The sequence below is a fragment of the Streptomyces sp. NRRL S-1813 genome, assembly GCF_000719605.1.
GTDB lineage: Bacteria > Actinomycetota > Actinomycetes > Streptomycetales > Streptomycetaceae > Streptomyces > Streptomyces decoyicus.
Genome location: NZ_JOHB01000009.1, coordinates 25,964 through 48,123, shown reverse-complemented (window position 1 = coordinate 48,123; position 22,160 = coordinate 25,964). Strand labels below are relative to the sequence as shown.

The window sequence follows — 22,160 nt, the reverse complement described above, 5'->3', positions numbered from 1 at the left end:
CAATCAGATCCCAACGGTGGAGCTTTGCGTCCAGCTCTGGAGCTCGGACATCAGGCTGTCCCAGATGCCGGTGACGAGGAGGATGCCGAGCGCGACCATCATGCCGCCGCCGATCCGCATCACCCACAGATAGTGCCGTTTGACCCAGCCGAACGCGCCGAGCGCCCGGCGGAAGGCCAGCGCGACGCCGATGAACGGCAGGCCGAGGCCCAGGCAGTACGCGACGGTGAGCAGGGCGCCGCGGCCTGCGCTGGCGCCGGAGTACGCGAGGGTGCTGACGGCGGCGAAGGTGGGGCCGAGGCACGGCGTCCAGCCGACGCCGAAGAGCACCCCGAGCACCGGTGCGCCGGCCAGCCCCATGGCGGGCTTCATGTGGAAGCGCAGTTCGCGCTGTCCGAAACGCTTGAGGACACCGGCGAACGCCAGCCCGAGCAGGATCATCAGCACGCCGAGGACCCGCGAGATGACGTCCTTGTACTCCTGGAGGCTCTGGCCGAAGAACCCGAAGAGCGCGCCGCCGGAGACGAAGACGGCGGTGAAGCCGAGGACGAAGAGCGTGGCGCCGGCCAGCATCCGGCCGCGCCGGGCCTCGCCGAGGTCGGTGCCCGTGACGCCGGTGACGTACGACATATAGCCCGGCACCAGCGGCAGGACGCAGGGCGAGAAGAACGAGACGAGGCCGGCGAAGAGCGCGATGGGGACGGCGGCGAGGAGGGTGCCGCTGAGGACGGTCTGGTTTTCCGCGGCGGCGGCGAGCGCGATCACGTGATCACTTCTCGGCGATCAGCGGGGCGATCATCTTGCGCAGTTCGTCCTCGGCGAGCGGGCCGATCGAGCGGGCGGCGATCTTGCCCTGCTTGTCGATGGCGATCGTGGAGGGGATGGACTGCGGGTTGAGGCTGCCCTTGGGGAAGCGCAGCATCAGCCGGCCGGTCGGGTCGAACAGGCTCGGGTAGGGCACCTTGTGCTCTTCCTCGAAGCTGGTGGCCTGCGACTTCTCGGAGTCGCGGGTGTTGATCCCGATGAACTGGACGCCCTTGCTCTTGGTCTCGTTCGCGACCTTGGCGAAGTTCGGCGCCTCGGCGATACAGGGGCCGCACCATGATCCCCAGACATTGAGGACGACGACCTTGCCCTTGTAGTCGGCCACGTCCAGCTTCTTGCCGGTGGTGGTCTCACCGGCAAGATCGGGCGCCGGCTGCCGCTCGTTCTCCTTGACGGTGTCGATGCCGTTCTTGCCCTGGACGAACCGGGTCTGGGACGAGCCGCCGGAGGCGCCGTCGCCGCAGGCGCTGAGCGTCAGCGACGCGGCCGCCGCCCCTGCGGCGAGCAGGGTGATGCGGCGGCGGCTCGTGAGGCGGCGTGGGGCGCGGCAAGCACTCATGTGAAAAGTTTCGCATGGGCCATTTGCGGATCTTCCGCGCCCCCCTCGCCGGACCGGTCCCCGATCAAAGGGGCATGTCAGGCCGCCGAGAGATACGACTTCCAGCCACCGGAGGGCTGCTGCCCGACGGGGAGCTCCTGGAGCTTGCGCAGCACCTCCGGGTCCTGGGCGTCCATCCAGTCGGTGAACTGCCGGAACGACACCAGATGGACATCCCGGCTCTGCTCATTGGCAATGTGTTTGAGCGCGTCCTCGACGGCGTCCATATAGATACCGCCGTTCCACTCCTCGAAGTGGTTGCCGATGAAGAAGGGAGCCCGGTTGGTCTCGTAGGCCCGGCGGAATCCGGAGATATATGCGTCGGTGGCCTGGCGCCGCCAGCCCGGGTAGTTGACCGGCGGGGCCTTCGTCGAGTTCTTGGACTGATTGGCGAGGATGTTGTAGTCCATCGAGAGCACCTCGAAAGAGTGCCCCGGAAAGGGAACCTGCTGGAGCGGGAAGTCCCAGAGGTCCATCTTTTTCTTCGGCCACATCTGGAGACCGCCGGGCGAGCTGGCGTCATAGCGCCAGCCGAGTTCCTTGGCGGTGGGCAGCAGATTTTCCTGCCCCAGCAGGCATGGCGTACGGCTTCCGACCAATTCCTTTCGGTAGTCGAAGGGCAGCGGATCCAGATCCGTGAAGCCGGTGTTGGTACGCCACTTGGTGACGAAATCCATCGCCTGGTCGATCTCGGACTGCCACTGTTGCGGCGTCCAGCGTTTGACGGTGCCGGCGCCGGTGCAGAAGTGCCCGTTGAAGTGGGTGCCGATCTCGTGGCCGTCCAGCCAGGCCTCCCGCACGTACTTCAGCGTCTCCCTGATGTGCTCGTCGCTGAGGTAGCCGATGTCGGAGGCGCCCCGCCGGTTGTTCGGCGGCTCGTAGAGGTGCTTTTGGGATTCGGGCAGGAGGTAGAGCCCGGACAGGAAGAAGGTCATGGCGGCGCCATGGTCCCTGGCGAGCTTGAGAAAGCGGGGGAAGAGGCCGTTGCCGACCTCTCCCGCGCCGTCCCAGGAGAAGATGACGAACTGCGGCGGGGTCTGTCCGGGCTCCAGCCGTTCGGGTGCTTTCGGCTGATGGGGCTGCGAGCCGTAATTCGCTGTCGAGCCGTCGCCGATGAGCTTGGGGCGAGCCTGTACCGAGTTCTTCACACGCGCTTTGTCGGCCCCTGCGCCCGAGTCCGGCGAAGAGCAGCCGGCGACGCCCAGCGCCGCGGCTGCACCAACTCCCATACCCAGCAGGTTTCGCCGACTGATCGCGCGCATACCCTCGTCCCCATCCGTGCTCGCCGAACTCAATATCCATATAAACGGACAATGGAGAAGAGGGCATGTCGAGCGTCGGGGTTCCGGGTTATTCGCGCAGATATCTCATTTTGCCTGGACTTGACGTTCCACCAAGTGATGCACCGTCAGGCCCCGAAAGCCTTGGCCTTTCCCTTCACGGGTTTGGCGCCCGCCAGAAGATGGGAGGGAACCAGGTCGCGCGCAGGCTCGCTGTACCCCACCGAAATGATCTTGTCGCCGTGGAAGGTGAACGACGTCAGCGAGGCCAGCGTGCACTGCCGCTTGCGCGGGTCGTGCCACAGCCGCCGCCGCTCCGCGAAGCTGCGCACGATCCAGATCGGCAGCTGATGACTGACCGCCACCGCCTCGTGCCCGCGCGCCGCGTCCCGCGCCGCACCCAGCGCCGCCATCATGCGGACGACCTGCTCGAGGTACGGCTCGCCCCAGGACGGCCGGAACGGGTTCGTCAGGTACTTCCAGTTCCCCGGCTTCTTCAGCGCACCGTCGCCGACCCCGAAGGTCTTCCCCTCGAAGACGTTGGCCGCCTCGATCAGCCGCTCGTCGGTGGCCAGATCCAGACCATGCGCACCGGCGACCGGCACCGCGGTCTCCTGCGCACGCTCCAGCGGCGAGGCGACGACATGTGTGATGTCCCGCTCCGCGAGGTGCTCCGCCACCCGGTCGGCCATCTTCCGCCCCAGCTCGGAGAGGTGGTAGCCGGGCCGGCGCCCGTAGAGCACGCCATCGGGGTTGTGCACCTCGCCGTGCCGCATCAGATGCACGACGGTGATGTCTTCGCTGCTCATGTCACCCATTCATTCAGTCGTCAGCAAGCAGTCGCCGGCCCGTGCGCCGCAACCGTCGTCAGGCCGTCGTCAGGCCGTCGCCCCGGCCGCGGCCCGCGCAGCGGCCGGCAGTGCGGCGGCGATCCGCTCGACGGCCGCCGTGTCGTGCGCGGTCGAGAGGAACCACGACTCGAAGGCGGACGGCGGGAGGTAGACGCCCTGCGACAGCATCGAGTGGAAGAAGGCGGTGAAGCGGAACGACTCCTGCGCCTTGGCGGCGTCGTAGTCGGTCACCTCGGCATCGGTGAAGAAGACCGAGAACATGTTCCCCGCGACCTGGAGTTGGTGCGCCACGCCCTCCTTCGCCAGCGCGGCGGTGACCAGACCCCGCACCTCCGCCGAGACCGCGTCGACCTTCCCGTAGGCGGCATCGTCCAGCAGCCGCAGCTGCGCGACGCCCGCGGCGGTGGCGATCGGGTTCCCGGACAGGGTGCCCGCCTGGTAGACCGGGCCGGCCGGGGCGAGATGCGCCATGACGTCCGCGCGGCCGCCGAAGGCCGCAGCCGGGAAGCCGCCGCCCATGACCTTCCCGAAGGTCATCAAATCCGGACGTACGCCATCAATTCCGTACCAACCGGCCTTGCTGACGCGGAAGCCGGTCATCACCTCGTCGGAGATGTAGAGCGCCCCGTTGCCCGCGCACAGATCCTTCAGGCCCTGGTTGAAGCCCGGCAGCGGCGGCACCACGCCCATGTTGCCCGGCGACGCCTCCGTGATCACACAGGCGATCTCGCCCGGGTGCGCGGCGAACGCGGCCCGTACCGCCTCGATGTCGTTGTACGGCAGCACGATCGTGTCGCCGGCCTGCGCACCCGTCACACCCGGCGTGTCGGGCAGCCCGAAGGTCGCCACGCCCGAACCGGCCGCGGCCAGCAGCGCGTCCACATGCCCGTGGTAGCAGCCCGCGAACTTGATCACCTTCGGCCGGCCGGTGAAGCCGCGCGCCAGCCGGATCGCCGACATCGTCGCCTCGGTGCCGCTGGAGACCAGGCGCACCTGCTCGACCGGCTCGATCCGGGCCACGATCTCCTCGGCCAGCTCGACCTCGCCCGCGCCGGGCGTGCCGAAGGACGTACCTCGGGCGACCGCGTCCTGGACCGCGGCGATCACCTCGGGGTGCGAGTGGCCGAGGATCATCGGCCCCCATGAGCACACGAGGTCGACATACTCACGGCCGTCGGCGTCCGTGAGGTACGGACCGGTGCCGGACACCATGAACCGGGGCGTACCGCCCACGGCCCGGAAGGCCCGCACCGGAGAATTGACGCCGCCCGGCGTCACAGCGGACGCACGGTCGAACAGCGACTGCGAAACAGGGGCTTCATACGGAAAAGACACTGTGATCCTGACCTGCATAAACGGCGGGAGGGGCGGCGCACGGACGCGGCCCGGCTGACAACGGGTGCGGGAATCTCCCTCGCGATACGCCTGCGGGCGCCGCTGGGTTCACTCTCGCTCCTTTTTTGATTCCTCTCGCTCGACCGGGCGTCAGCCCCCACTCGTCTGCGAAACTGGGCCGACGTACGAGTAAGTCACGCAAGCAATGGTCTCAGAGGCGCACGGGGGCGTGCGGCCGGGCGTTTCACGCGCCGGTGACGGGGGAGGTCTCTGAGACGATGATCGGGTTGCGCGGCTGGGGCTGCGAGTGGTCGGGTGGAGATATGCATCGCGGTGGCGAACTGGGCGAGGGAACCAATGACCGGGGTCCCGAGCGCGCCCAGCGCGGCCGTCACCGGCGCGAGGACACCACGGGCGAGACCCGTGAGGACACCACGGGCGAGACCACGGGCGGGGAGATCAGAGGCGGCCGCATGGGGGTGACCTACAGGTACTTCGGCGCGCCCAATGGTGCGACCGCGGCCCGCGTCCCGGTCTCCATGCGTCCCGAGGAGCTCGGCGGTGACGAGCTCGGCATGGGCGGCATGTTCAGCAAGATCAAGCCGGAGACGATGGCCGCCATGGTCCTCACCGGTATAGAGGGCATACCCCTCCATAAGGTTCCGCCGCTCGAACTTGTCGTCCTCCACCCCGACTACGCCGTCGTCAAGCTCCCCATGACCGTGGTCGACCCGCTGCGCGGCGTCGGTGAGGAGACGGTCGGCGCGGCCGCCTTCATCTGGTCCACCGTCCCCGACCGCGGGGGCCCGCGCGACGCCTTCACCGTCTACCAGCTGCTGCACGAGTGGCAGGACTTCAGCCACCGGCTGCATGAGGCGGGGCACCAGGCGTACTGCCTGGTCTGGCCGTAACGGTTCAGCGCGGGCGCGGCGGCCACGGGCGCGACGGCCCCGGGCGCGGCGCGCCGCGCCCGGCCGGGGCGCTCTCCGCACGGGGGCCGCGCCGGTCACCACGTGGGGCGGGCCGACACCCCGCCGTCCACGACCAGATCGTGCCCGGTGATCCAGGACGCCATCGGTGAGGCGAGGAACACACAGGCATCGCCCACGTCCTCCGGCGTGCCCAACCGTCCGGCGGGCGCCGCGGCTTGCCAGCGGCGCACCCCCTCGGGCCAGTCCTCCGCCAGGCCGGGACGGTCGATCAGGCCGGGCGAGACGCTGTTGACGCGGATGCCGCACGCCCCGTACTCCAGCGCCGCCGCGCGCGCATGCATCACCACCGCCGCCTTGGACGCGCAGTAGTGGGCATGCTGCGGCGCCGGACGGTCCGCCTCGATCGAGGCGATATGGGTCACCGAACCACCGCCGGACGCCCGCATCACGGCCGCCGCGGCCTGGGTGCAGGCGAAGACGCTGTGCACGTTCGGATCCGCCACCGCCCGCCAGTCGGCGAGCGACATCGCCGCCAGCTCCTGCGTCGGCTGCACCCCCGCGTTGTTCACCAGCGCGGTCAGCCGGCCGCGCCAGCCGGCCGCCTCGTTCACCAGACGGTGGCACTCCTCCTCGACGGCCAGGTCGGCGCGCAGCGCCAGCGCGCTTCCGCCGTCCGCCTCGATCCGCCCGACCAGGGCCCGGGCCGCCTCGGCGCCCGTACGGTAATGCGCCACGACGGCCGCGCCCGCCGCGGCGAACCGCAGCGCGATACCGCGGCCGATGCCCCCGGCGGCACCGGTGACGAGGGCGACCTGGCCGCGCAGATCGGGCAGTTGGGGGCGGTTGGTGGCGTCCGGTCCGGTCTCGGTCATGGCCTGCTCAACGCGGTGATCCGCGCCGCCTCCTGGGGGAAGCGCGCGGCCAGTTCGGCGGCGTCCCCGTGCTCGTAGTCCTCGAAGGTGAAACCGGGCGCCATCGTGCAGCCGAAGAGCGACCAGGAACCGCCGTCGGCGACCTCGGCGGCCATCCACGTACCGGCCGGCACCGTGAACTGGACGTGCTGCCCGGCCAGGACGTCAGGACCGAGCACGACCGTACGGGCCGTGCCACCGCCCTCCGGGAGGCCGCCGCCCTCCGCGGCGCCGCCTTCCGGGAGGAGGAAGAGGGTGAGCGGATCGCCCCGGTAGAAGTGCCAGGTCTCGTCGGTGGGCAGCCGGTGCAGGGCGGAGAAGTCGCCCGGCTCGTCGGTCAGCAGCATCACGATCGCCGAGCCCTCGGGCCGCCCGTCGGGGCGCTCGGGCCCCGCCCACGTACGCCGGAACCGTCCGCCCTCACGGGGCAGCGGCGCCAGCCCGTAGAAGTCGATCAGCGCCTCGGGGAGCCGCTCGTGGGACCTGCGCTGCTCGTCCATCCGCGGGCCGCCTCCCACTCGTCCGCCGACTGCCGGTGGTGATGATCCAGCCTAGGGAGTGTGCCCGGTGTCCCGCCCGGCATACCGCGTCCCGGCGCTGGACGGCCGTCCACATCCGTCAGCCGGTCGTCCAGTGCGGGTCGCGGCCCGTCTCGGCCAGCAGCGCATCGAGGGCGGAGGCGCCGGGCGGGACGGGGAGCGGCGCGGCGAAGACGTTCATCTTCCGGGCCGTCGGGGCCATCTGTGCGACCAGTGTGCGCAGCTCGGCCACGCACCCGGGGGCGGGCGTGTACGGCAGGCCGGCCGCCCGTGCCACGTCCCAGGCGTGCACCGTCAGATCCAGCAGCACCATCGCGCCGACGGTCCGCGCCGGCAGCTTCATCCCGCCGGTCAGACCGTCCTCCGCGCCCGGCACCGCCCACGCCTCGACCAGGCGCGCCGCCTCCTCGGCGAACCGGTCGGGCCACTGCGCCCGGTATTCACCGAGCCGGTCGGGGGTGGTGCTGAAGTCCACGTCCTTCTTCGCGGCCAGGGTCTGGAAAGCGAGGACCACCTGGAAGAGGTGGTTGAGCAGCGCCCGTACGTCGTACTCGGCGCAGGGCGTCGGCAGTCCCAGCTGGTCGTCGCGCACCCCGCGCAGTACGGGGAGCGCCGCCTGGGCCGCCGCGTCGAGCAGCGCGCTGATCGGTGGGGGTGTGGGGGCCGTGGGGGCAGGTGCGGTCGGGTCGGCTTGCCGGCTCACGGGCGTTTCATCCGGAATGTCTTGCATGTCGGTCATAGTGATGACGCTACGGACCGCCGCCGGGGGCGGCTTGAAAAAACGCGACAGGCGCCGCGCGACCGGCGCGGCCCGTCCTTGCGGGCCGGGCGGGACCGTACGGGCACCGCCTAAAATCCCGGCATGGCCGCTCCACGGCGCGACACCCGGGGCATCGTCGACGCCCCCGGTCTCTTCACGCGGGTGCAGTTCCGCCGCCGCACCCCCGCCGCACCGCTGCGCCCGTATGTCGAGCACTACTGGCTGATCGACTGGGATCTGTCCGAGCCGTATGCCACGCATGTCGTTCCGCACCCGTGCGTGAACCTCGTCTTCCAGCGGTACGCCGACCGCCCCGGCTTCGGGGAGGTCGCGGGCGTCGGGCTGGAGCTGTTCGCGCAGAAGCTGGCAGGGCGCGGGCGGGTGTGCGGGGTGCAGTTCCGGCCGGGCGGGTTCCGGCCGTTCGCCCCGGAGCGGCCCGCGACGGACTGGACGGGCCGCCGGCTGCCGCTGGCGACGGCCTTCGGGGCCACGGACGCCGCGGGGCCCGTACTGGACCCGGACGACGAGGACGCCCGGGTGGCCGCGCTCGACGCCTTTCTGACCCCTCGCCTGCGGGCCGGGCCGCGGATCCTCGCCCAGGCCGACCTCGCCGTGGGGCTGGCCGGCCGGATTCGCACGGACCGTACGATCCGCCGGGTCGCGGATTTCGCGCGGGCCGAGGGCCTGTCCGTGAGGGCCCTCCAGCGGCTGTTCGCCGGCTATGTCGGGGTCAGTCCCAAGTGGGTGCTGCTGCGCTACCGGGTGCACGAGGCACTGGAGCGCGCCGCGTCCGCGGCGGAGGTCGACTGGGCCGCGCTCGCCGCCGAGCTGGGCTACAGCGACCAGGCGCATCTGGTCCGCGATGTCACCGCCACCGTCGGGGTCCCGCCGACCGCGTACGTGCGCTGAGTCCGCCCGCGCCGGGCCTCAGGGGTGTTCGGCCGTCAGATAGCGCTGGACGGTGGGGGCCAGCCAGGCGATGACCTCGTCGTGACCGAGGTCCACAGCCGGGGGGATGTGCAGGACATAGCGGCACAGCGCCATGCCGAGTATCTGGGAGGCGATCAGCGCGGCGCGGGTCGGCGCCTCCTCGGGCACCGGACAGACCGCGGCCAGGACGGGCTTGATCTGTTCGGCGAACACGCCGCGCATCCGCTGTGCGCCCGCCTCGTTGGTGACGCCGACGCGCATCATGCCGGTCAGTGTCTCGTCGCACTCCCAGCGCTCCAGGAAGTGCCGTACGAGCCGGGCGCCGGCCTCGTCGCGCGGTACGTGGGTGAGGTCCGGGGCGTGCACCTCGATCTCGGAGGCGGCGGCGAAGAGACCGGCCTTGTTGCCGTAGTAGCGCATCACCATCGACGGGTCGATGTCCGCGTCCCTGGCGATGGCGCGGATGGTGGCGCGCTCGTAGCCGTCCGCGGCGAAGCGGTCCCGGGCGGCGGCCAGGATCGCGGCACGCGTGGCGGCGGAGCGCCGGGGGCGGGCGGGGTCCGCCGCCCCGCCGGACGCGGCGTCGGCGGGCGCGGCATCTGACGCAGCAGGCGCGGGATCAGCGGCGGAGGGTGCATGTTCGGCCATGCCAACAACTGTAGGCCAACACCTGTTGACACGCCAGGCCCGGCCGCCCTACGCTTGCCAACAAGCGTTGACCAACATGCGTTGGCATGCATTGCAGGCACAGGCACAGGCATAGACACAGTCGTAGGCACAGCCACAGGAGGCGGAAGCCATGGATGCCATGAACCACAAGCCCGCCGGCAGCGGCCCTGAGACCGACGAGGTGCGTGCGGCCCGCGATACGGACGTCATCGTCGTGGGCGCAGGACCGACCGGCCTGCTGCTCGCCGGAGACCTCGCCGAGGCAGGCCTGGGCGTCACCCTCCTGGAGCGCCGCCCCGCCACCCTCAGCAACCTCACCCGCGCCCTGGCCGTCCATGCCCGCACCCTGGAGCAGCTGGACGCCCGCGGCCTCGCCGACGAGCTGATCGCCGGCGGACATCGGCTCTCCACCCTCCGCCTCTTCGGAGAGGCCACCATCGACGCGACCCGGCTCCGCTCCCGCTTCCCCATGGTGCTGATCACTCCGCAGTTCGAGGTCGAGCGGCTGCTGGAGCGGCGCGCCCGCCGCGCCGGTGTCGATTTCCGTCACGACTCCGAGGTACTCGGCCTCGATCAGGACGCCGACGGTGTGACGGTGCGCTTCCGTAACGCCGAGGGCATCGGCAGCCTCCGCGCCGCCTACGTTGTCGGCGCCGACGGCGTCCGCAGCTCCATCCGCGAGGCCATCGGCCAGCCGTTCCCCGGCAAGTCCGTGATCCGCTCCCTGGTGCTCGCCGATGTCCAGCTGGCCCAGAAGCCCGATTCCCCCTTCACCGTCAACGCCAACGACGAGGCCTTCGCCCTGATCGGCTCGTTCGGCGACGGCTGGTACCGCGTCATCTGCTGGAGCCGCCGCTACCAGGCCGACGACGACGCGCCCACCGATCTCGACGAGGTCCGCGAGATCACCCGGCTCGCCCTCGGCAGTGATTACGGCATGCATGACGCCCGGTGGGTCTCCCGTTTCCACAGCGACGAGCGCCAGGTCCCCGAGTACCGCGTCGGCCGCGTCTTCCTGGCGGGCGACGCCGCCCATGTGCACTCCCCCGCCGGCGGCCAGGGCATGAACACCGGCCTCCAGGACGCCGCCAACCTCAGCTGGAAACTGGCCGCGGTGCTCCGGGGCCACTCCCCCGACAGCCTCCTGGACAGCTATCAGACCGAGCGCCACCCGGTGGGCAAGCAGGTGCTGCGCAGCAGCGGTGCCCTCATCCGGCTCGCCCTGCTGCACGGCGCCCCCGGCCGCGCCGTGCGCACCCTCGCCGCCCGGGTCTTCAACCGTCTGCGGCCGCTGTCCGGCCGCGCGGTCCGCACCATCTCCGGCATCGGCATCGCCTACGGTGCCGGGCCCGGCGCCCACCCCCTCACCGGCCGTCGCGCCCCCGACATCCGCCTGGCCGACGGCAGCCGCCTCTACGAACTCCTCCGCCAGGGCCGGTTCGTGCTTCTCACCCCCGCCGACGAGCCCGGCGTCCCCCGAGCCCTGACGAGCAAGGAGGACCGCCCTCACCCCGCCGAGGACCGCTTCCTGACCGCCTCCTGGCAAAGCGGCCGCCGTACGGCGCTTCTGGTGCGCCCTGACGGCTATATCGCCTGGGCCACCGATGCCACGGCCCCCGCCGAGCGCGCCCGCGCGCTACGGTCCGCCCTGCTGCACTGGACCGGCGCCGCGCCCGAGGACGGCGGATCCATAGGCACCGCCCGGCCCGCCGCCCTCACCCCTCCAGCACATGCCGCAGATAGGCCCGGGGGTCGTTGAGATAGCGCCGCCAGTGGTCGACGAGCCCCAGCTCCGCCCACTCCACGCTCCGCATCCCGTGCTCGCCGACCTCGACGATCGCGGCGCCGGGCAGCGCCGTCAGCAGCGGGGAGTGGGTGGCGCAGATGATCTGGGCACCACCGCTCCCCAACTCACCCATCAGCCCGATCAGTTCAAGACAGGAGGAGAACGACAGGGCCGCCTCGGGCTCGTCCATGACATACAGGCCCCGCTGTGCGAACCGCTCCCGGAAGGCCATCAGAAAGCCTTCCCCGTGGCTCATCTCGTCCGGGGAGCGGGACAGCCGGTTCGACCTCCGCTCCCCGTTCAACGCCTCCAGCGCCGTCTCGGCCCGCAGGAAGAACCCCCGCCGGCGGACCCGCGGCCCGCGCACCATCTGCCGCCCCTCCCGCGTCGGATCGAACCGCATCCGGCTGCCGAGCAGCGATGCCTCCCGCGAACTCGCGTACTTGTATCCCGCCGAGCCGCCGTACGAATCCAGCCCGAAGCCCTCCGCCAGCGCCTCGGCCAGCGTCGACTTGCCCGAACCGTTCTCCCCCACTAGAAAGGTCACCGGAGCGCGGAAGGCCAGCCCTTCCTCGGCCAGCTGGCGCACACACGGCACCGTCCAGGGCCAGCCGTTCTCAGCCGTCCCCTCCCCCTCCGGAACGTCCACGTAAGCCCGTTCGATCAGCATGCCCCCGAAGCTCTCACACCCCACTGACAGCCCCCCGCCGACAGACCCCAGCCGACGTTCACCAGTCCCCCGCTGACGCTCGTGCGTCGCCCGACGTTCCCAGCCATGCCTCAGTCATGCGTCGCCCGACGATCCCCACTCACGGCAGGACCGGGCCCGTGGTCCGTACGCTGGACGCATGCTGTTCGCCCGCTCCGCCGCCCTCTTCGTCCTCGCCGGCCTCTTCGAGATCGGCGGCGCCTGGCTTGTCTGGCAGGGCGTCCGCGAACACAAGGGCTGGGTCTGGATCGGTGCCGGAGTGATCGCGCTCGGGGTGTACGGCTGGGTCGCCACCCTCCAGCCGGATGCCGAATTCGGCCGGATCCTCGCCGCGTACGGCGGTGTCTTCGTCGCCGGATCGCTGGCGTGGGGCGCGATCGCCGACGGCTACCGCCCCGACCGCTGGGACGTGACCGGCGCACTGATCTGTCTGGCCGGAATGGCCGTGATCATGTACGCCCCGAGGAGCCGCTGACCTCGCCTGCATATCCTGGCCGCGGACCACCCTCCCCCAGGCTTCGCGAAGCAGGGGGACCCCATCGCCGCGAGGAGAGTGCCATGACCGCCGAGGCCCGTACCGCCGTCGTCACCGGAGCGAGCAGCGGAATCGGCGCCGCCACCGCGCGAGCGCTGGCCGCGGCCGGCTACCACGTGGTGCTCACCGCCCGCCGCAAGGACCGCATCGAGGCGCTCGCCGCCGAACTGCCGAACGCCGAGGCCTACGCACTCGACGTCACCGACCGCGCCGCCGTCGACGCCTTCGCGGCCGCTCTCGACCGCTATCCCTCCGTCGACGTCCTGGTCAACAACGCCGGCGGCGCCTACGGCGCGGAACCGGTCGCCACCGGTGACCCCGCCGACTGGCGCGCCATGTACGAGGTCAATGTGCTGGGCGTGCTCCACATGACCCAGGCGCTGCTGCCCACGCTCACCGCCTCCGGCGAGGGCACCGTCGTCGTGCTCTCCTCCACCGCGGGCCATGGCACCTACGAGGGCGGCGGCGGGTACGTCGCCGCCAAGCACGGCGCGCATGTCATCGCCGAGACGCTCCGCCTGGAGCTGTGCGGTGAGCCGGTGCGCGTCATCGAGGTCGCCCCGGGCATGGTCAAGACCGACGAGTTCGCCACCACCCGCTTCCGTGGCGACTCCGACAAGGCCGCCAAGGTCTACGAGGGCGTCGACCAGCCGCTGAGCGCGGAGGATGTCGCCGACACCATCACCTGGGCGATCACCCGGCCCGCCCACGTCAATGTCGATCTCCTGGTGGTCCGCCCCCGCGCCCAGGCCTCCAACTCCAAGGTCCACCGCACCACTTGAGCCGCCTGCCGCGGCCCCCGGCCGGGAAAGCGGCCAGCCGACGGACGAAAGAGGGGGCGGCCCGGCGCACACCGCGCCGGCCCGCCCCCGCCTCCGTCGCACCGCAGGCGCGTTCATCGCGAGGACTCCTGACCGTGCGAACAGCGAAAGCGGCCCCGCCCGGGAGATCCGGGCGGGGCCGCTGTGCTGTGAGGGGTGGTGCTACTCGGCGGCCGTCTTGCGGCGGCGCATCCACCACACCAGGGCCACGCCTGCGGTGGCCAGGGCCGCGGCTACACCGGTGATGAGGCCGATGGGGGTGTCGGATCCAGTGTGGGCGAGGTCGCCGCCCTGGTCATCGTTGGTGGGCGGGTGGCTCGCCCCGCCACCGCCGGCCGGGGTGCTCGTGCCAGGCTCCGGGGTGTGGGTGGCCGGAGGCGTGGACGGGTCATGTGGCGGGGTCGGCTTGTCGGTCGGCTTCGGGGTCGGCGTGGGGTTCTGGCCGCCGCCCGCACCCTTGCCGGTGGTGTTGCCACCGAGGTAGCCGGTGTCGGTGTCGCCGTACTGGACGGTGGAGTTCTGCGCGGCCTGGACGGTGTCGGGCATCTCCGGGTTCTCGGCCTGGAAGCGGGCCCGGGAGATGTTGCGCTTGGGCTGCTTGGAGAAGTCGACGCCGCCGAGGTAGAAGGAGAACTCCAGGACCGATCCGTCCTGCGGGTACTTGCGCTTGAAGTGGAAGTCTCCATTACGGAACGACTTCAGGTAGTCGGCGTAGACCTTCTCCCGCGACCACTTGACCCGTGAGGGCCACTTGGCGGCGGAGTCGGAGCCGATGATCTGGTGGAAGTCGCCCGGCTTGACGGCGTCACGCTGCTTGATCCACTCGGCGGCGATGCGGGAGGTGTAGACGCTGCGCAGGTCCGCATACGCCGGGGAGCTGTTGACGATCTTCTCCAGCTCGGGGATCGCAATCCGCTGGATCTGCCGGAAGTTGTACTCCTGGACCGCTTCGGGCTGCTTGCACTTGTAGCCCTCCTTGAAGTCAATCTTCGCGGCCTTGACGTCCATGGGGGCATCGAGGATGTAGAGGCGGCCGTTCTCCTCGCGCACCTTGGCGGGGGCCGGCTCGATGAAGTACCGGTAGGTCTTCCAGCAGGGGGCGCCGTTGGCGTGCTGGAATGAGTCCCACAGGCGCTTGCCGGTGGGGTTCTCGGGGACCATGACCTTGGCCAGGTCATGCTTCATCTGGAGGTCGGCGGTCAGCAGCACCCGCCCGGCGTCGGTCTCGGCGAGCTTGTCGTCAACGACCTGGTCTGGCTGGTCTGGGTTGAGGTTCACCCAGAACCGGCGCGGGTCCAGCGCGAGCCAGGTGAACATTGCATCCGAGGACAGGTCGAGCTTCGCGCCCCCGCCGTAGGAGGGGTTGGTGTCCTCATCCGGGTTCAGCTTGGCCTTGAAGCCGTAGTCCATACCCTTGCCCTTGACGGGCTCAGTGACGTAGCGCAACTGCATCGAGGAGAAGTCGATGCCGCCGGGGCCGCGGACCCGGTTGATCGCGCCGGGCGCGCGGCGGTAGGCGTCGGCGATGCGCCGGGCCTCGGCCTTGTTCTTCCCGGAGTTGCGGGCCTGGTCGTTGGCCGGCCCGCTGGAACAGCGGCCCCGTCCTGCGGCGGCGGCCAGATTCATCGTGGTCGTCCCACTGGTGGTGGGGGCGCAGCCGGTGGAGAAGGCCGGATCCTGCCGGGTGTGGGGGCCCGGGGTGAACGCGCCCTTCTCTGTGGCGCGGTGCTGATACCAGTTCAACCCGGCATTCTTCAACGCCTTCTGCGTTCCCGGGGTGGGCGGGGCGCCGAAGACGTACACGACCTTGAAGCCCTTGGCGGCGAGCTTCTGGTCAATGAGGATCTGGGCGCGGGAGACATCGCGGCCGGACTTGAACTCGTAGATGATCCTGTCGCGGCCTTTCGGCTTGATCGCGTCGAAGCGGCGGTCCTCCTTGAGGACCTTCTCGGCTTCCGTCTTGCCGAGATCCTTGATCAGCTCCTGGCGGATCTGCTTGTACGTCTCGGGCATCTGCTCCTTCAAGGAGTACTGGCAGTACCAGCCCCGGCCGCCGAGCTTGAAGTACTCGGCGTTCTCCCGCTCGTAGGCGTAGCCGCGGGCCTGGTTGGCCTCGCCGTTGACGTAGAGGGTGTTGACGTAGCGGTTGAACCCCCCCGGGAAGGGGTTGTCGCTGCCCTGGTTCTCCAGCCACTTCGCCCATGCGTGCTCGGGCGTCGCGTTGATTTTGATGTTCGGATGCTTTTCCGGGTGGGCTTTGAGGTCGTCGAGAACTTGCTGACTGGGCAGTTTCAGGTCGGACAGTGCCTTGCGCGGGTTGTCGTAGGTGTAGGTGCGCTTGGTGTCGCCCTTGGTGCGCCACTGGTAGGGGCCCGGCGCCTTGTAGCCAGGGAGGTTCCCTTGGATGCGGGGGGCCCGCTTGGGCACCCCGGGGTACTCGTCCATGCATCGCTTGGTGGCGGCTTCGGCTTCCTGAACGTAGTCCAGGACCGGCAGTCCACCGGTGAGGATGCCCACGCTCATCGCCAGGGCCGCCAGACGGCCGAGCTTGGATGAGCTCCGTGGTATCGCGATTTTCAAGATGTTGTGTCCCGTGGTCAGGGGGCACGGGCCATGACAGCTTCGGCAAGGTCACGCCCCCGTGAAGTGACCTCCCGCGATCAACCTTAGAAGGAGCCAGTGACAGGACACGAACAATTAGGCCAGTGTCGCCGGAGCGCAACTCGCCATCCCCATAGGCGGTTTCGCCCCGCCCGCGAGTAGGCGGCCTAGGGTGGGCGGCATGTCTGATCGCGAAACGGGCCCGATAGGCGGCGAATCGGCCGGCGGAGAGTTGGCCGCATGGGTGGGCGATGTCCAACCGCTGGTGATGCGTCTGGAGACCTGGCACACCCCCGAGCATTTCCGCCCCGACATGACGGTGGAATCGCTCGACGTGCTGGAGGAGGCCATCGTGCTCACCTACGAGCCGGAAGGCACTGACGACTCCCAAGACTTCCTCCAGGGCGCCATGGCCTACCTCGGTGAAGCCCTGATGCACATCGGTGGCGGCCGGTGGGGCTGGAGCCTTTTCGGTCACCCCGTCGTCTGTCCTGACCCACATCTGCGGCTGGAGCCGCTGGACCCCCTCAAGTTGATCACTGCCGCGCAAGAGGTGGGCGACTTCGCCCAGTTCGCACAGGCCGCGCAGCGTCTGCGTGCGACCGTCGATGCCTACCAGGGGCAGCATGCGGGCTGGAAGCCGGTCAAGGAGCCCACCCCGGGACTGGACCCGTGGACGCCCAGCGAGAAGCACCCTTGGCTTGCCCAGTGGCTCACCCTGCGTCAGGACGACTTTGCGGCGTGGGTGGAAAAGACCGGGCAGGGTGCGGGCGTGTGGGACTTCTCCCCCGCCTCACTGGACATCCTGGGACGCCTGGTCCTCGACCGTTACAAGACCGAGGACAACGTCAGCGCTGATGAGGGAACTTCCTTCATCCAGGGAGCGATCTGGTATATCGGCGAGGTCGCCGTGCGCCACAAGAATGGCTCCTGGCACTACCGCGACGCTCCCGACGGAGTCCCGCGGGAAGAGGTCGAGAAGAACATGTACTTGGAGCACCCCTTCATCAACCAGCCCTCCATCCGCAAAGGCGGCAACGGCGTCCCCATATACCAGCTCAAACACTCCGTACGGGAGGACGACGAAACGCTACTGGCCCTGTACCTTGCCCGCCTGAAGGACCCGGCACCAGACGGCCCGGTCATCTACCGGGCCGGATAGCGGATCACGCTGAAGGCCGCGATCCAGCTTGTTGCAGTCAGCTCCTCCCCGTGGCACAGAGGGCCCCGCCGGATCGGTCATCCGGTGGGGCCATGAAGGCCAGCCTCGTCCGAGGGGACCGCGCGCGGAGTGACCGCTGACAGCAACAGGTCCCGGGCCGTCTTCAGCCCGGGACCCGTCGATGAGGTGGTGTCCTGTTCCTCAGCCCTTCACGCAGATGACCTGCTTGAGCTTCGCGACCACCTGCACCAGGTCCCGCTGCTGCTCCATCACCTTCTCGATCGGCTTGTACGCGCCCGGGATCTCGTCCACGACGCCGGAGTCCTTACGGCACTCCACACCCCGCGTCTGCTCCTCCAGGTCCCGGGTGGAGAACCGCTTCTTCGCGGCGTTCCGGCTCATCTTGCGGCCGGCGCCGTGGGAGGCGGAGTTGAAGGACGCGGCATTGCCCAGTCCCTTGACGATGTACGACCCCGTGCCCATCGAGCCCGGGATGATGCCGTACTCGCCGCTGCCCGCCCGGATCGCGCCCTTACGGGTCACCAGCAGGTCCATGCCGTCGTACTGCTCCTCCGCCACATAGTTGTGGTGGCAGGAGATCACCGGCTCGAACGTCGGCTTGGCCTTCTTGAACTCCTTGCGGACGACGTCCTGGAAGAGCGCCATCATCACGGCCCGGTTGTGCTTGGCGTACTCCTGCGCCCAGAACAGATCGTTGCGGTACGCCGCCATCTGCGGAGTGTCCGCGATGAAGACGGCGAGATCGCGGTCGACCAGCCCCTGGTTGTGCGGCAGCTTCTGCGCCTGCCCCATATGGAACTCGGCCAGTTCCTTGCCGATGTTCCGGGAGCCGGAGTGCAGCATCAGCCACACCGCGCCGGTGTCATCGAGGCAGAACTCGATGAAGTGGTTGCCGCTTCCCAGCGAGCCCATCTGCTTCGTCGCGCGCTCCTGACGGAACTTGACCGCTTCGGCCACCCCGTCGAACCGCGACCAGAAGTCCCCCCAGCCCGCCGTCGGGTAGCCGTGCAGCCGCCCGGGGTCGACCGGAGCGTCGTGCATCCCGCGCCCCACCGGAATCGCCTGCTCGATCTTCGAGCGGAGCCGGGAGAGATCGCCGGGCAGGTCATTGGCGGTGAGCGAGGTCTTCACCGCGCTCATCCCGCAGCCGATGTCGACACCGACCGCCGCCGGACAGACCGCGCCGCGCATGGCGATCACCGAGCCGACCGTCGCTCCCTTGCCGTAGTGCACATCCGGCATCACGGCCAGGCCCTTGATCCACGGCAGGGTGGCGACATTGCGCAGCTGCTGCATCGCGACGTCCTCGACCGCGGCCGGGTCCGTCCACATCCGGATCGGTACCTGGGCGCCGGGCACCTCGACGTACGACATAACTTCCCCATTCCCCCGAATTTATGAATAACGCAAAAGCCGGACAATTTATCCGATCTTGGACGGCGGACCAGCGTTTGCGGCAAGACGTGCGATAGACATTGTGTCCATCGGCCGCCGACCGGCGGCAACCGCATTTCGTAGGGGAAGGAGCCGCGAACGATGCCACGGAAGCCGTTCGTACCCGGTGCCGCAGTGGTGGTGGCCGCGGCGCTGGCCGCCGGTCTCACCGGCTGCACCGGCAGCTCCAGCCCCGACGGCGACGCCGCCGACGCCAAGAGCGGCGGCGCCGCCACATCGAGCCCGGCCGCCGAGCCGGGCCGCTACCAGACCCTCCCGGAAGCCTGCGGGCTGCCCTCGCGCGGCGTCATCCGCCGCATGCTGCCCGGCGACGACCAGCCCCTGTCGGGCACCGAGGCACAGAAGGTCTACGGCGGCCAGGCCGACATCACCTACGACACCGACCGCCGCGTCGGCTGCCGCTGGACCCGTGAGACCACCGCGGGCACCCGCCATCTGGGCCTGGACATCCAGCGCGTGGTCTCGTACGACTCCGCCGTCAGCGATGACGACAAGGCGCAGGCGATCTACGGCAAGAAGGAGCTGGCCGCAGAGATACCGCCCGGCGGCGCCGGCTCCCCCTCGCCCGCCGCCCCGTCCCCCTCCGCCTCGAAGGACAAGGACAAGGGCGAAGGAGTCGTCACGAACGACGCGACGGACAAGAGCGCGACGGACAAGAGCGCAGCGGGCAAGAGCTCGGCGGACGCGAAGGGGAAGACCCCGTCCGGGAGCCCCTCGCAGAAGTCCGGCCAGAGCACGGACCCGAGCACGGACCCGAGCGCGGACCCGAGCGGCTCCACCGCCCCCCGCGTCCTGGACGACCTCGGGGACGCGGCCTTCCTCAATGACAAATTGGTCACAGCGGACTCCGGCGTACACCGCGATGTCACTGTGGTCTTTCGCACGTCGAACGTCATCGTGAAGATCACCTACGACCAGTGGTCCACGGACAAGACGATGCTGCCGGACAGCCAGGAATTGCAGGACAAGGCCCGTTCGCTGGCCACCGAGCTGTCCGACAGCCTCAGCGAATAGTTCGGATCAGGTGCATTGACCGAGTCGACGGACAAGAACCCGAATAGCCCGATTTGAGCGTTGCGCTCATCGACATGAATCGGTCACCCACCTCGCCACGCCGCGTACCGTGCCGTCTAGCCCTGCCCCGTACGCGGCCGGGCAGGCCCCACGGCCACCGCCACGGCCGTGCCGACCCGACGACGACGAACAGCGAAGGAACCATGCACCGTTCAGCCAAGCGACTCGCCAGCCTTCTCACCTGCGCAGCAGTACCGGTGCTGCTCGTCGCCGGCTGCTCCGGCTCGGACAGCGACAGCTCCGGTGACGCCTCCTCCTCCGCCTCCAGCAGCGCGGCCAAGCCCTCGCCGACCGTCGCGCCCGCCAAGTTCAAGAAGCTGCCGAACCCGTGCTCGGCGTTCTCCAAGGACACCATCAAGAAGATGCTGCCCAAGGCGAAGGACGCCTCCGGGGAGCAGGGCAAGTCCACGGACAACGCCGCCCACGGCACCTGCTCGTGGACCAGCTCGGACGAGAAGGGCGTCGACGGCACCCAGTGGCGCTGGCTGGACATCGGCTTCCAGCGCTACGAATCCGACCCGGGCGTCGGCAGCGGCGAGAAGCGCGCCACGGACTTCTACGCCAAGCAGGTCTCCGAGGCGAAGGCCACCAAGGGCGCCAAGAAGCTGGAGACCGTGAAGACCTCCGGTACCGGTGACGAGGCGACCGCGATCACCTACGACGTGAAGCGGGACGGCACCAACTTCAAGAACACCACCATCGTCGCCCGCACCTCCAACATCGTCGTGACGATCAACTACAACGGCGCGGGCCTGGCGGGCGCGGACGCCCCCAAGGTTGCCGACCTGCTCAAGCACAACCAGGCCGCCGCCAAGGAGGCGGTCGCCGCCGCCGCCAAGGCCAACAGCTGACCGCACCGCCACCGCCCGGGCCCTCTCCGGCCCGGGCGCCGGGTCACCTCGCAGACCTTCACCCGGCTCCGCCCGTACCGGCACACGCCCTCCCGTAGCCATGTGCCAGGCTGTCGCTCGCAACAGACCGACTGGGAGGGGTCCTCGGGTGGCCGCGCCACTGAAGCTGACACGCACGCACCGGATACTCATCGGGGTGGTCATCGCCGGCGCGGTGGTCATCGCCGGTATCGGCTTCGCCGGCTCCTACGCGGCCGTGCGTGAACTGGCCCTCAAGAAGGGCTTCGGCAGCTTCGCCTACTTCTTCCCCATCGGCATCGACGCGGGCATCTGCGTCCTGCTGGCGCTGGATCTGCTGCTGACCTGGATCCGCATGCCCTTCCCGCTGTTGCGGCAGACGGCGTGGCTGCTGACGGTCGCGACGGTGGCATTCAATGCCGCGGCGTCGTCCGATCCTCTGGGCATGGGCATGCATGCCGTCATCCCGGTGCTGTTCGTCGTCACCGTCGAGGCCGCCCGGCACGCCGTCGGGCGGATCGCCGACATCACGGCGGACAAGCACATGGAGGGTGTGCGCATCACGCGCTGGCTGCTGGCGCCCGTCCCGACGTTCCTGTTGTGGCGGCGGATGAAGCTGTGGGAGCTGCGGTCGTACGACGCGGTGATCAAGCTGGAGCAGGAACGGCTCGTGTACCAGGCACGCCTGCGTTCGCGCTTCGGGCGGAGCTGGCGCCGTAAGGCTCCCGTGGAGTCCCTGATGCCCCTGCGGCTCGCCCGGTTCGGGGTGCCGCTGTCCCAGACCGCTCCCGCGGGGCTCGCCGCCGCGGGCATCGAACCGCAGCTGCTGCCGGCGCCACAGCAGTCCCTGACGCCCGCTCGGGAGCCGAAGGCCCAGGAACCGGCCCAGGAGCCGGCCGCGGCCGAGGAGATGCCGAGCCAGTGGTTCGCGGCGCCGCAGCAGGTGACGTATCAGGGTGACTACAACCCGGCGTTCGTCCCTGGGCAGGAGCGACAGCCCTCGTACGACGAGCACCCGCAGGCGCCGACATACGAGCAGCCGCCGACCCACCAGCAGGGGCCAACGCACCAGCAGGCGCCGACGTACGAGCAGCCGCCGACGCACCAGCAGGTGCCGACCCGCGAACAGGCGCCGACGTACGAGCAGGTCCCCGTACCTGCGCCGCGCGCGCCGGAGCCCCAGCCACAGGTCCCGGTGCCGAACGGTGCGGGTGGGACGCGTCCACTCGGCCAGGGCACCCCGGAGGCGGGCCCCCAGCCTGCTCAGGCACCGGCCGCGGCCCCCACCGACGAGGACCTGTACCAGGTGTTCCGGCACTCGATAGAGGGCGAAGGCATGCCGACCCCGGGCGCGTTCGCGGCGAACCTGGAGGCGCAGTACGGCATCCGCCTGCGGTCGCGGGACCTGAACCGCTACATGGACCAGTTCAGCGACCGCCTCAACGCGGAGCTGATGGACGAGCACATCGCGTAACGCACCCGCCGGGTGTCGTCCCG

General features: G+C 69.9%; 21 protein-coding genes. 9 read left to right on the top strand and 12 right to left on the bottom strand.

Annotation, left to right across the window (positions count from 1 at the left end; translation table 11 throughout):
- Window positions 1-3: 3 nt before the first annotated feature.
- The 5 genes from IF67_RS0115250 to hemL all read right to left on the bottom strand — a co-directional run bounded on the left by IF67_RS0115250 (window position 4) and on the right by hemL (window position 4,907).
- The gene (locus IF67_RS0115250; protein ID WP_030985952.1) at window positions 4-765 is read right to left on the bottom strand and encodes a cytochrome c biogenesis CcdA family protein; all 762 of its coding nucleotides are present in this window, start codon (window positions 763-765) and stop codon (window positions 4-6) included.
- Window positions 766-769: 4 nt separating this feature from the next.
- On the bottom strand, window positions 770-1,384 hold the full coding sequence (locus tag IF67_RS0115245) for a TlpA family protein disulfide reductase (protein WP_030985950.1): 615 nt from the start codon (window positions 1,382-1,384) through the stop codon (window positions 770-772).
- A 77-nt stretch (window positions 1,385-1,461) separates the two neighbouring features.
- A complete protein-coding gene (locus IF67_RS0115240; RefSeq protein ID WP_030985948.1) occupies window positions 1,462-2,685 on the bottom strand; it encodes a hypothetical protein in 1,224 nt (407 codons plus the stop codon).
- 146 nt (window positions 2,686-2,831) lie between these two features.
- A complete protein-coding gene (locus IF67_RS0115235; protein WP_037839410.1) occupies window positions 2,832-3,512 on the bottom strand; it encodes a histidine phosphatase family protein in 681 nt (226 codons plus the stop codon).
- A 69-nt stretch (window positions 3,513-3,581) separates the two neighbouring features.
- Complete coding sequence (gene hemL / locus IF67_RS0115230) at window positions 3,582-4,907, bottom strand: glutamate-1-semialdehyde 2,1-aminomutase (RefSeq protein WP_078889457.1); 1,326 nt, start codon at window positions 4,905-4,907, stop codon at window positions 3,582-3,584.
- 305 nt (window positions 4,908-5,212) lie between these two features.
- Here hemL and IF67_RS0115225 point away from each other — a divergent pair, with 305 nt between their 5' ends.
- On the top strand, window positions 5,213-5,800 hold the full coding sequence (locus IF67_RS0115225) for a hypothetical protein (protein ID WP_078889456.1): 588 nt from the start codon (window positions 5,213-5,215) through the stop codon (window positions 5,798-5,800).
- A gap of 95 nt (window positions 5,801-5,895) precedes the next feature.
- Here the strand turns inward: IF67_RS0115225 and IF67_RS0115220 are convergent, their stop codons facing one another.
- The 3 genes from IF67_RS0115220 to IF67_RS0115210 all read right to left on the bottom strand — a co-directional run bounded on the left by IF67_RS0115220 (window position 5,896) and on the right by IF67_RS0115210 (window position 8,010).
- Window positions 5,896-6,693, bottom strand: a complete 798-nt coding sequence (locus IF67_RS0115220; RefSeq protein ID WP_030985941.1) for an SDR family NAD(P)-dependent oxidoreductase — start codon at window positions 6,691-6,693, stop codon at window positions 5,896-5,898.
- Window positions 6,690-7,232 carry a cupin domain-containing protein gene (locus tag IF67_RS0115215; protein WP_030985939.1) on the bottom strand — a complete coding sequence of 181 codons (543 nt, stop codon included), beginning with the start codon at window positions 7,230-7,232 and terminating at the stop codon, window positions 6,690-6,692. The genes IF67_RS0115220 and IF67_RS0115215 overlap by 4 nt, the downstream gene beginning before the upstream one ends.
- 118 nt (window positions 7,233-7,350) lie before the next feature.
- Complete coding sequence (locus IF67_RS0115210; protein WP_078889455.1) at window positions 7,351-8,010, bottom strand: TIGR03086 family metal-binding protein; 660 nt, start codon at window positions 8,008-8,010, stop codon at window positions 7,351-7,353.
- Between the two features lie 123 nt (window positions 8,011-8,133).
- Here IF67_RS0115210 and IF67_RS0115205 point away from each other — a divergent pair, with 123 nt between their 5' ends.
- Window positions 8,134-8,940 (top strand): helix-turn-helix domain-containing protein, encoded by an 807-nt coding sequence (locus IF67_RS0115205; RefSeq protein ID WP_030985935.1) that lies wholly within the window; start codon window positions 8,134-8,136, stop codon window positions 8,938-8,940.
- 18 nt (window positions 8,941-8,958) lie between these two features.
- Here the strand turns inward: IF67_RS0115205 and IF67_RS0115200 are convergent, their stop codons facing one another.
- Complete coding sequence (locus IF67_RS0115200) at window positions 8,959-9,609, bottom strand: TetR family transcriptional regulator (protein WP_030985933.1); 651 nt, start codon at window positions 9,607-9,609, stop codon at window positions 8,959-8,961.
- A gap of 151 nt (window positions 9,610-9,760) precedes the next feature.
- On the opposite strand from IF67_RS0115200, the gene IF67_RS0115195 reads away from it, so the two are divergent.
- On the top strand, window positions 9,761-11,389 hold the full coding sequence (locus IF67_RS0115195) for an FAD-dependent monooxygenase (RefSeq protein ID WP_030985932.1): 1,629 nt from the start codon (window positions 9,761-9,763) through the stop codon (window positions 11,387-11,389).
- Here the strand turns inward: IF67_RS0115195 and IF67_RS0115190 are convergent.
- Window positions 11,346-12,086: an AAA family ATPase gene (locus tag IF67_RS0115190; RefSeq protein WP_030985930.1), complete on the bottom strand. Its 741-nt coding sequence runs from the start codon at window positions 12,084-12,086 to the stop codon at window positions 11,346-11,348. The two genes, IF67_RS0115195 and IF67_RS0115190, sit on opposite strands and share 44 nt — an antisense overlap.
- 178 nt (window positions 12,087-12,264) lie before the next feature.
- Between IF67_RS0115190 and IF67_RS0115185 the strand changes: the two genes are divergently transcribed.
- Window positions 12,265-12,600, top strand: a complete 336-nt coding sequence (locus tag IF67_RS0115185) for a YnfA family protein (protein ID WP_030074549.1) — start codon at window positions 12,265-12,267, stop codon at window positions 12,598-12,600.
- A gap of 83 nt (window positions 12,601-12,683) precedes the next feature.
- Window positions 12,684-13,442, top strand: coding sequence for an SDR family oxidoreductase (locus IF67_RS0115180; RefSeq protein WP_030985927.1), 759 nt, complete (start codon window positions 12,684-12,686; stop codon window positions 13,440-13,442).
- 201 nt (window positions 13,443-13,643) lie between these two features.
- On the opposite strand, the gene IF67_RS40320 is transcribed toward IF67_RS0115180, so the two are convergent.
- The gene (locus IF67_RS40320) at window positions 13,644-16,061 is read right to left on the bottom strand and encodes a hypothetical protein (protein ID WP_158713099.1); all 2,418 of its coding nucleotides are present in this window, start codon (window positions 16,059-16,061) and stop codon (window positions 13,644-13,646) included.
- Between the two features lie 202 nt (window positions 16,062-16,263).
- On the opposite strand from IF67_RS40320, the gene IF67_RS40315 reads away from it, so the two are divergent.
- Complete coding sequence (locus tag IF67_RS40315) at window positions 16,264-17,244, top strand: hypothetical protein (protein WP_158713098.1); 981 nt, start codon at window positions 16,264-16,266, stop codon at window positions 17,242-17,244.
- Window positions 17,245-17,445: 201 nt separating this feature from the next.
- Here the strand turns inward: IF67_RS40315 and IF67_RS0115165 are convergent, their stop codons facing one another.
- On the bottom strand, window positions 17,446-18,639 hold the full coding sequence (locus tag IF67_RS0115165; RefSeq protein WP_030985922.1) for an RtcB family protein: 1,194 nt from the start codon (window positions 18,637-18,639) through the stop codon (window positions 17,446-17,448).
- 162 nt (window positions 18,640-18,801) lie between these two features.
- Here IF67_RS0115165 and IF67_RS0115160 point away from each other — a divergent pair, with 162 nt between their 5' ends.
- The 3 genes from IF67_RS0115160 (at window position 18,802) to IF67_RS0115150 (ending at window position 22,137) form a co-directional block, all read left to right on the top strand.
- Window positions 18,802-19,734, top strand: a complete 933-nt coding sequence (locus tag IF67_RS0115160) for a hypothetical protein (protein WP_030985921.1) — start codon at window positions 18,802-18,804, stop codon at window positions 19,732-19,734.
- Window positions 19,735-19,937: 203 nt separating this feature from the next.
- Window positions 19,938-20,645, top strand: a complete 708-nt coding sequence (locus IF67_RS0115155; RefSeq protein WP_030985919.1) for a DUF3558 family protein — start codon at window positions 19,938-19,940, stop codon at window positions 20,643-20,645.
- 148 nt (window positions 20,646-20,793) lie between these two features.
- Window positions 20,794-22,137, top strand: a complete 1,344-nt coding sequence (locus tag IF67_RS0115150) for a DUF2637 domain-containing protein (protein ID WP_030985916.1) — start codon at window positions 20,794-20,796, stop codon at window positions 22,135-22,137.
- Window positions 22,138-22,160 lie beyond the last annotated feature (23 nt).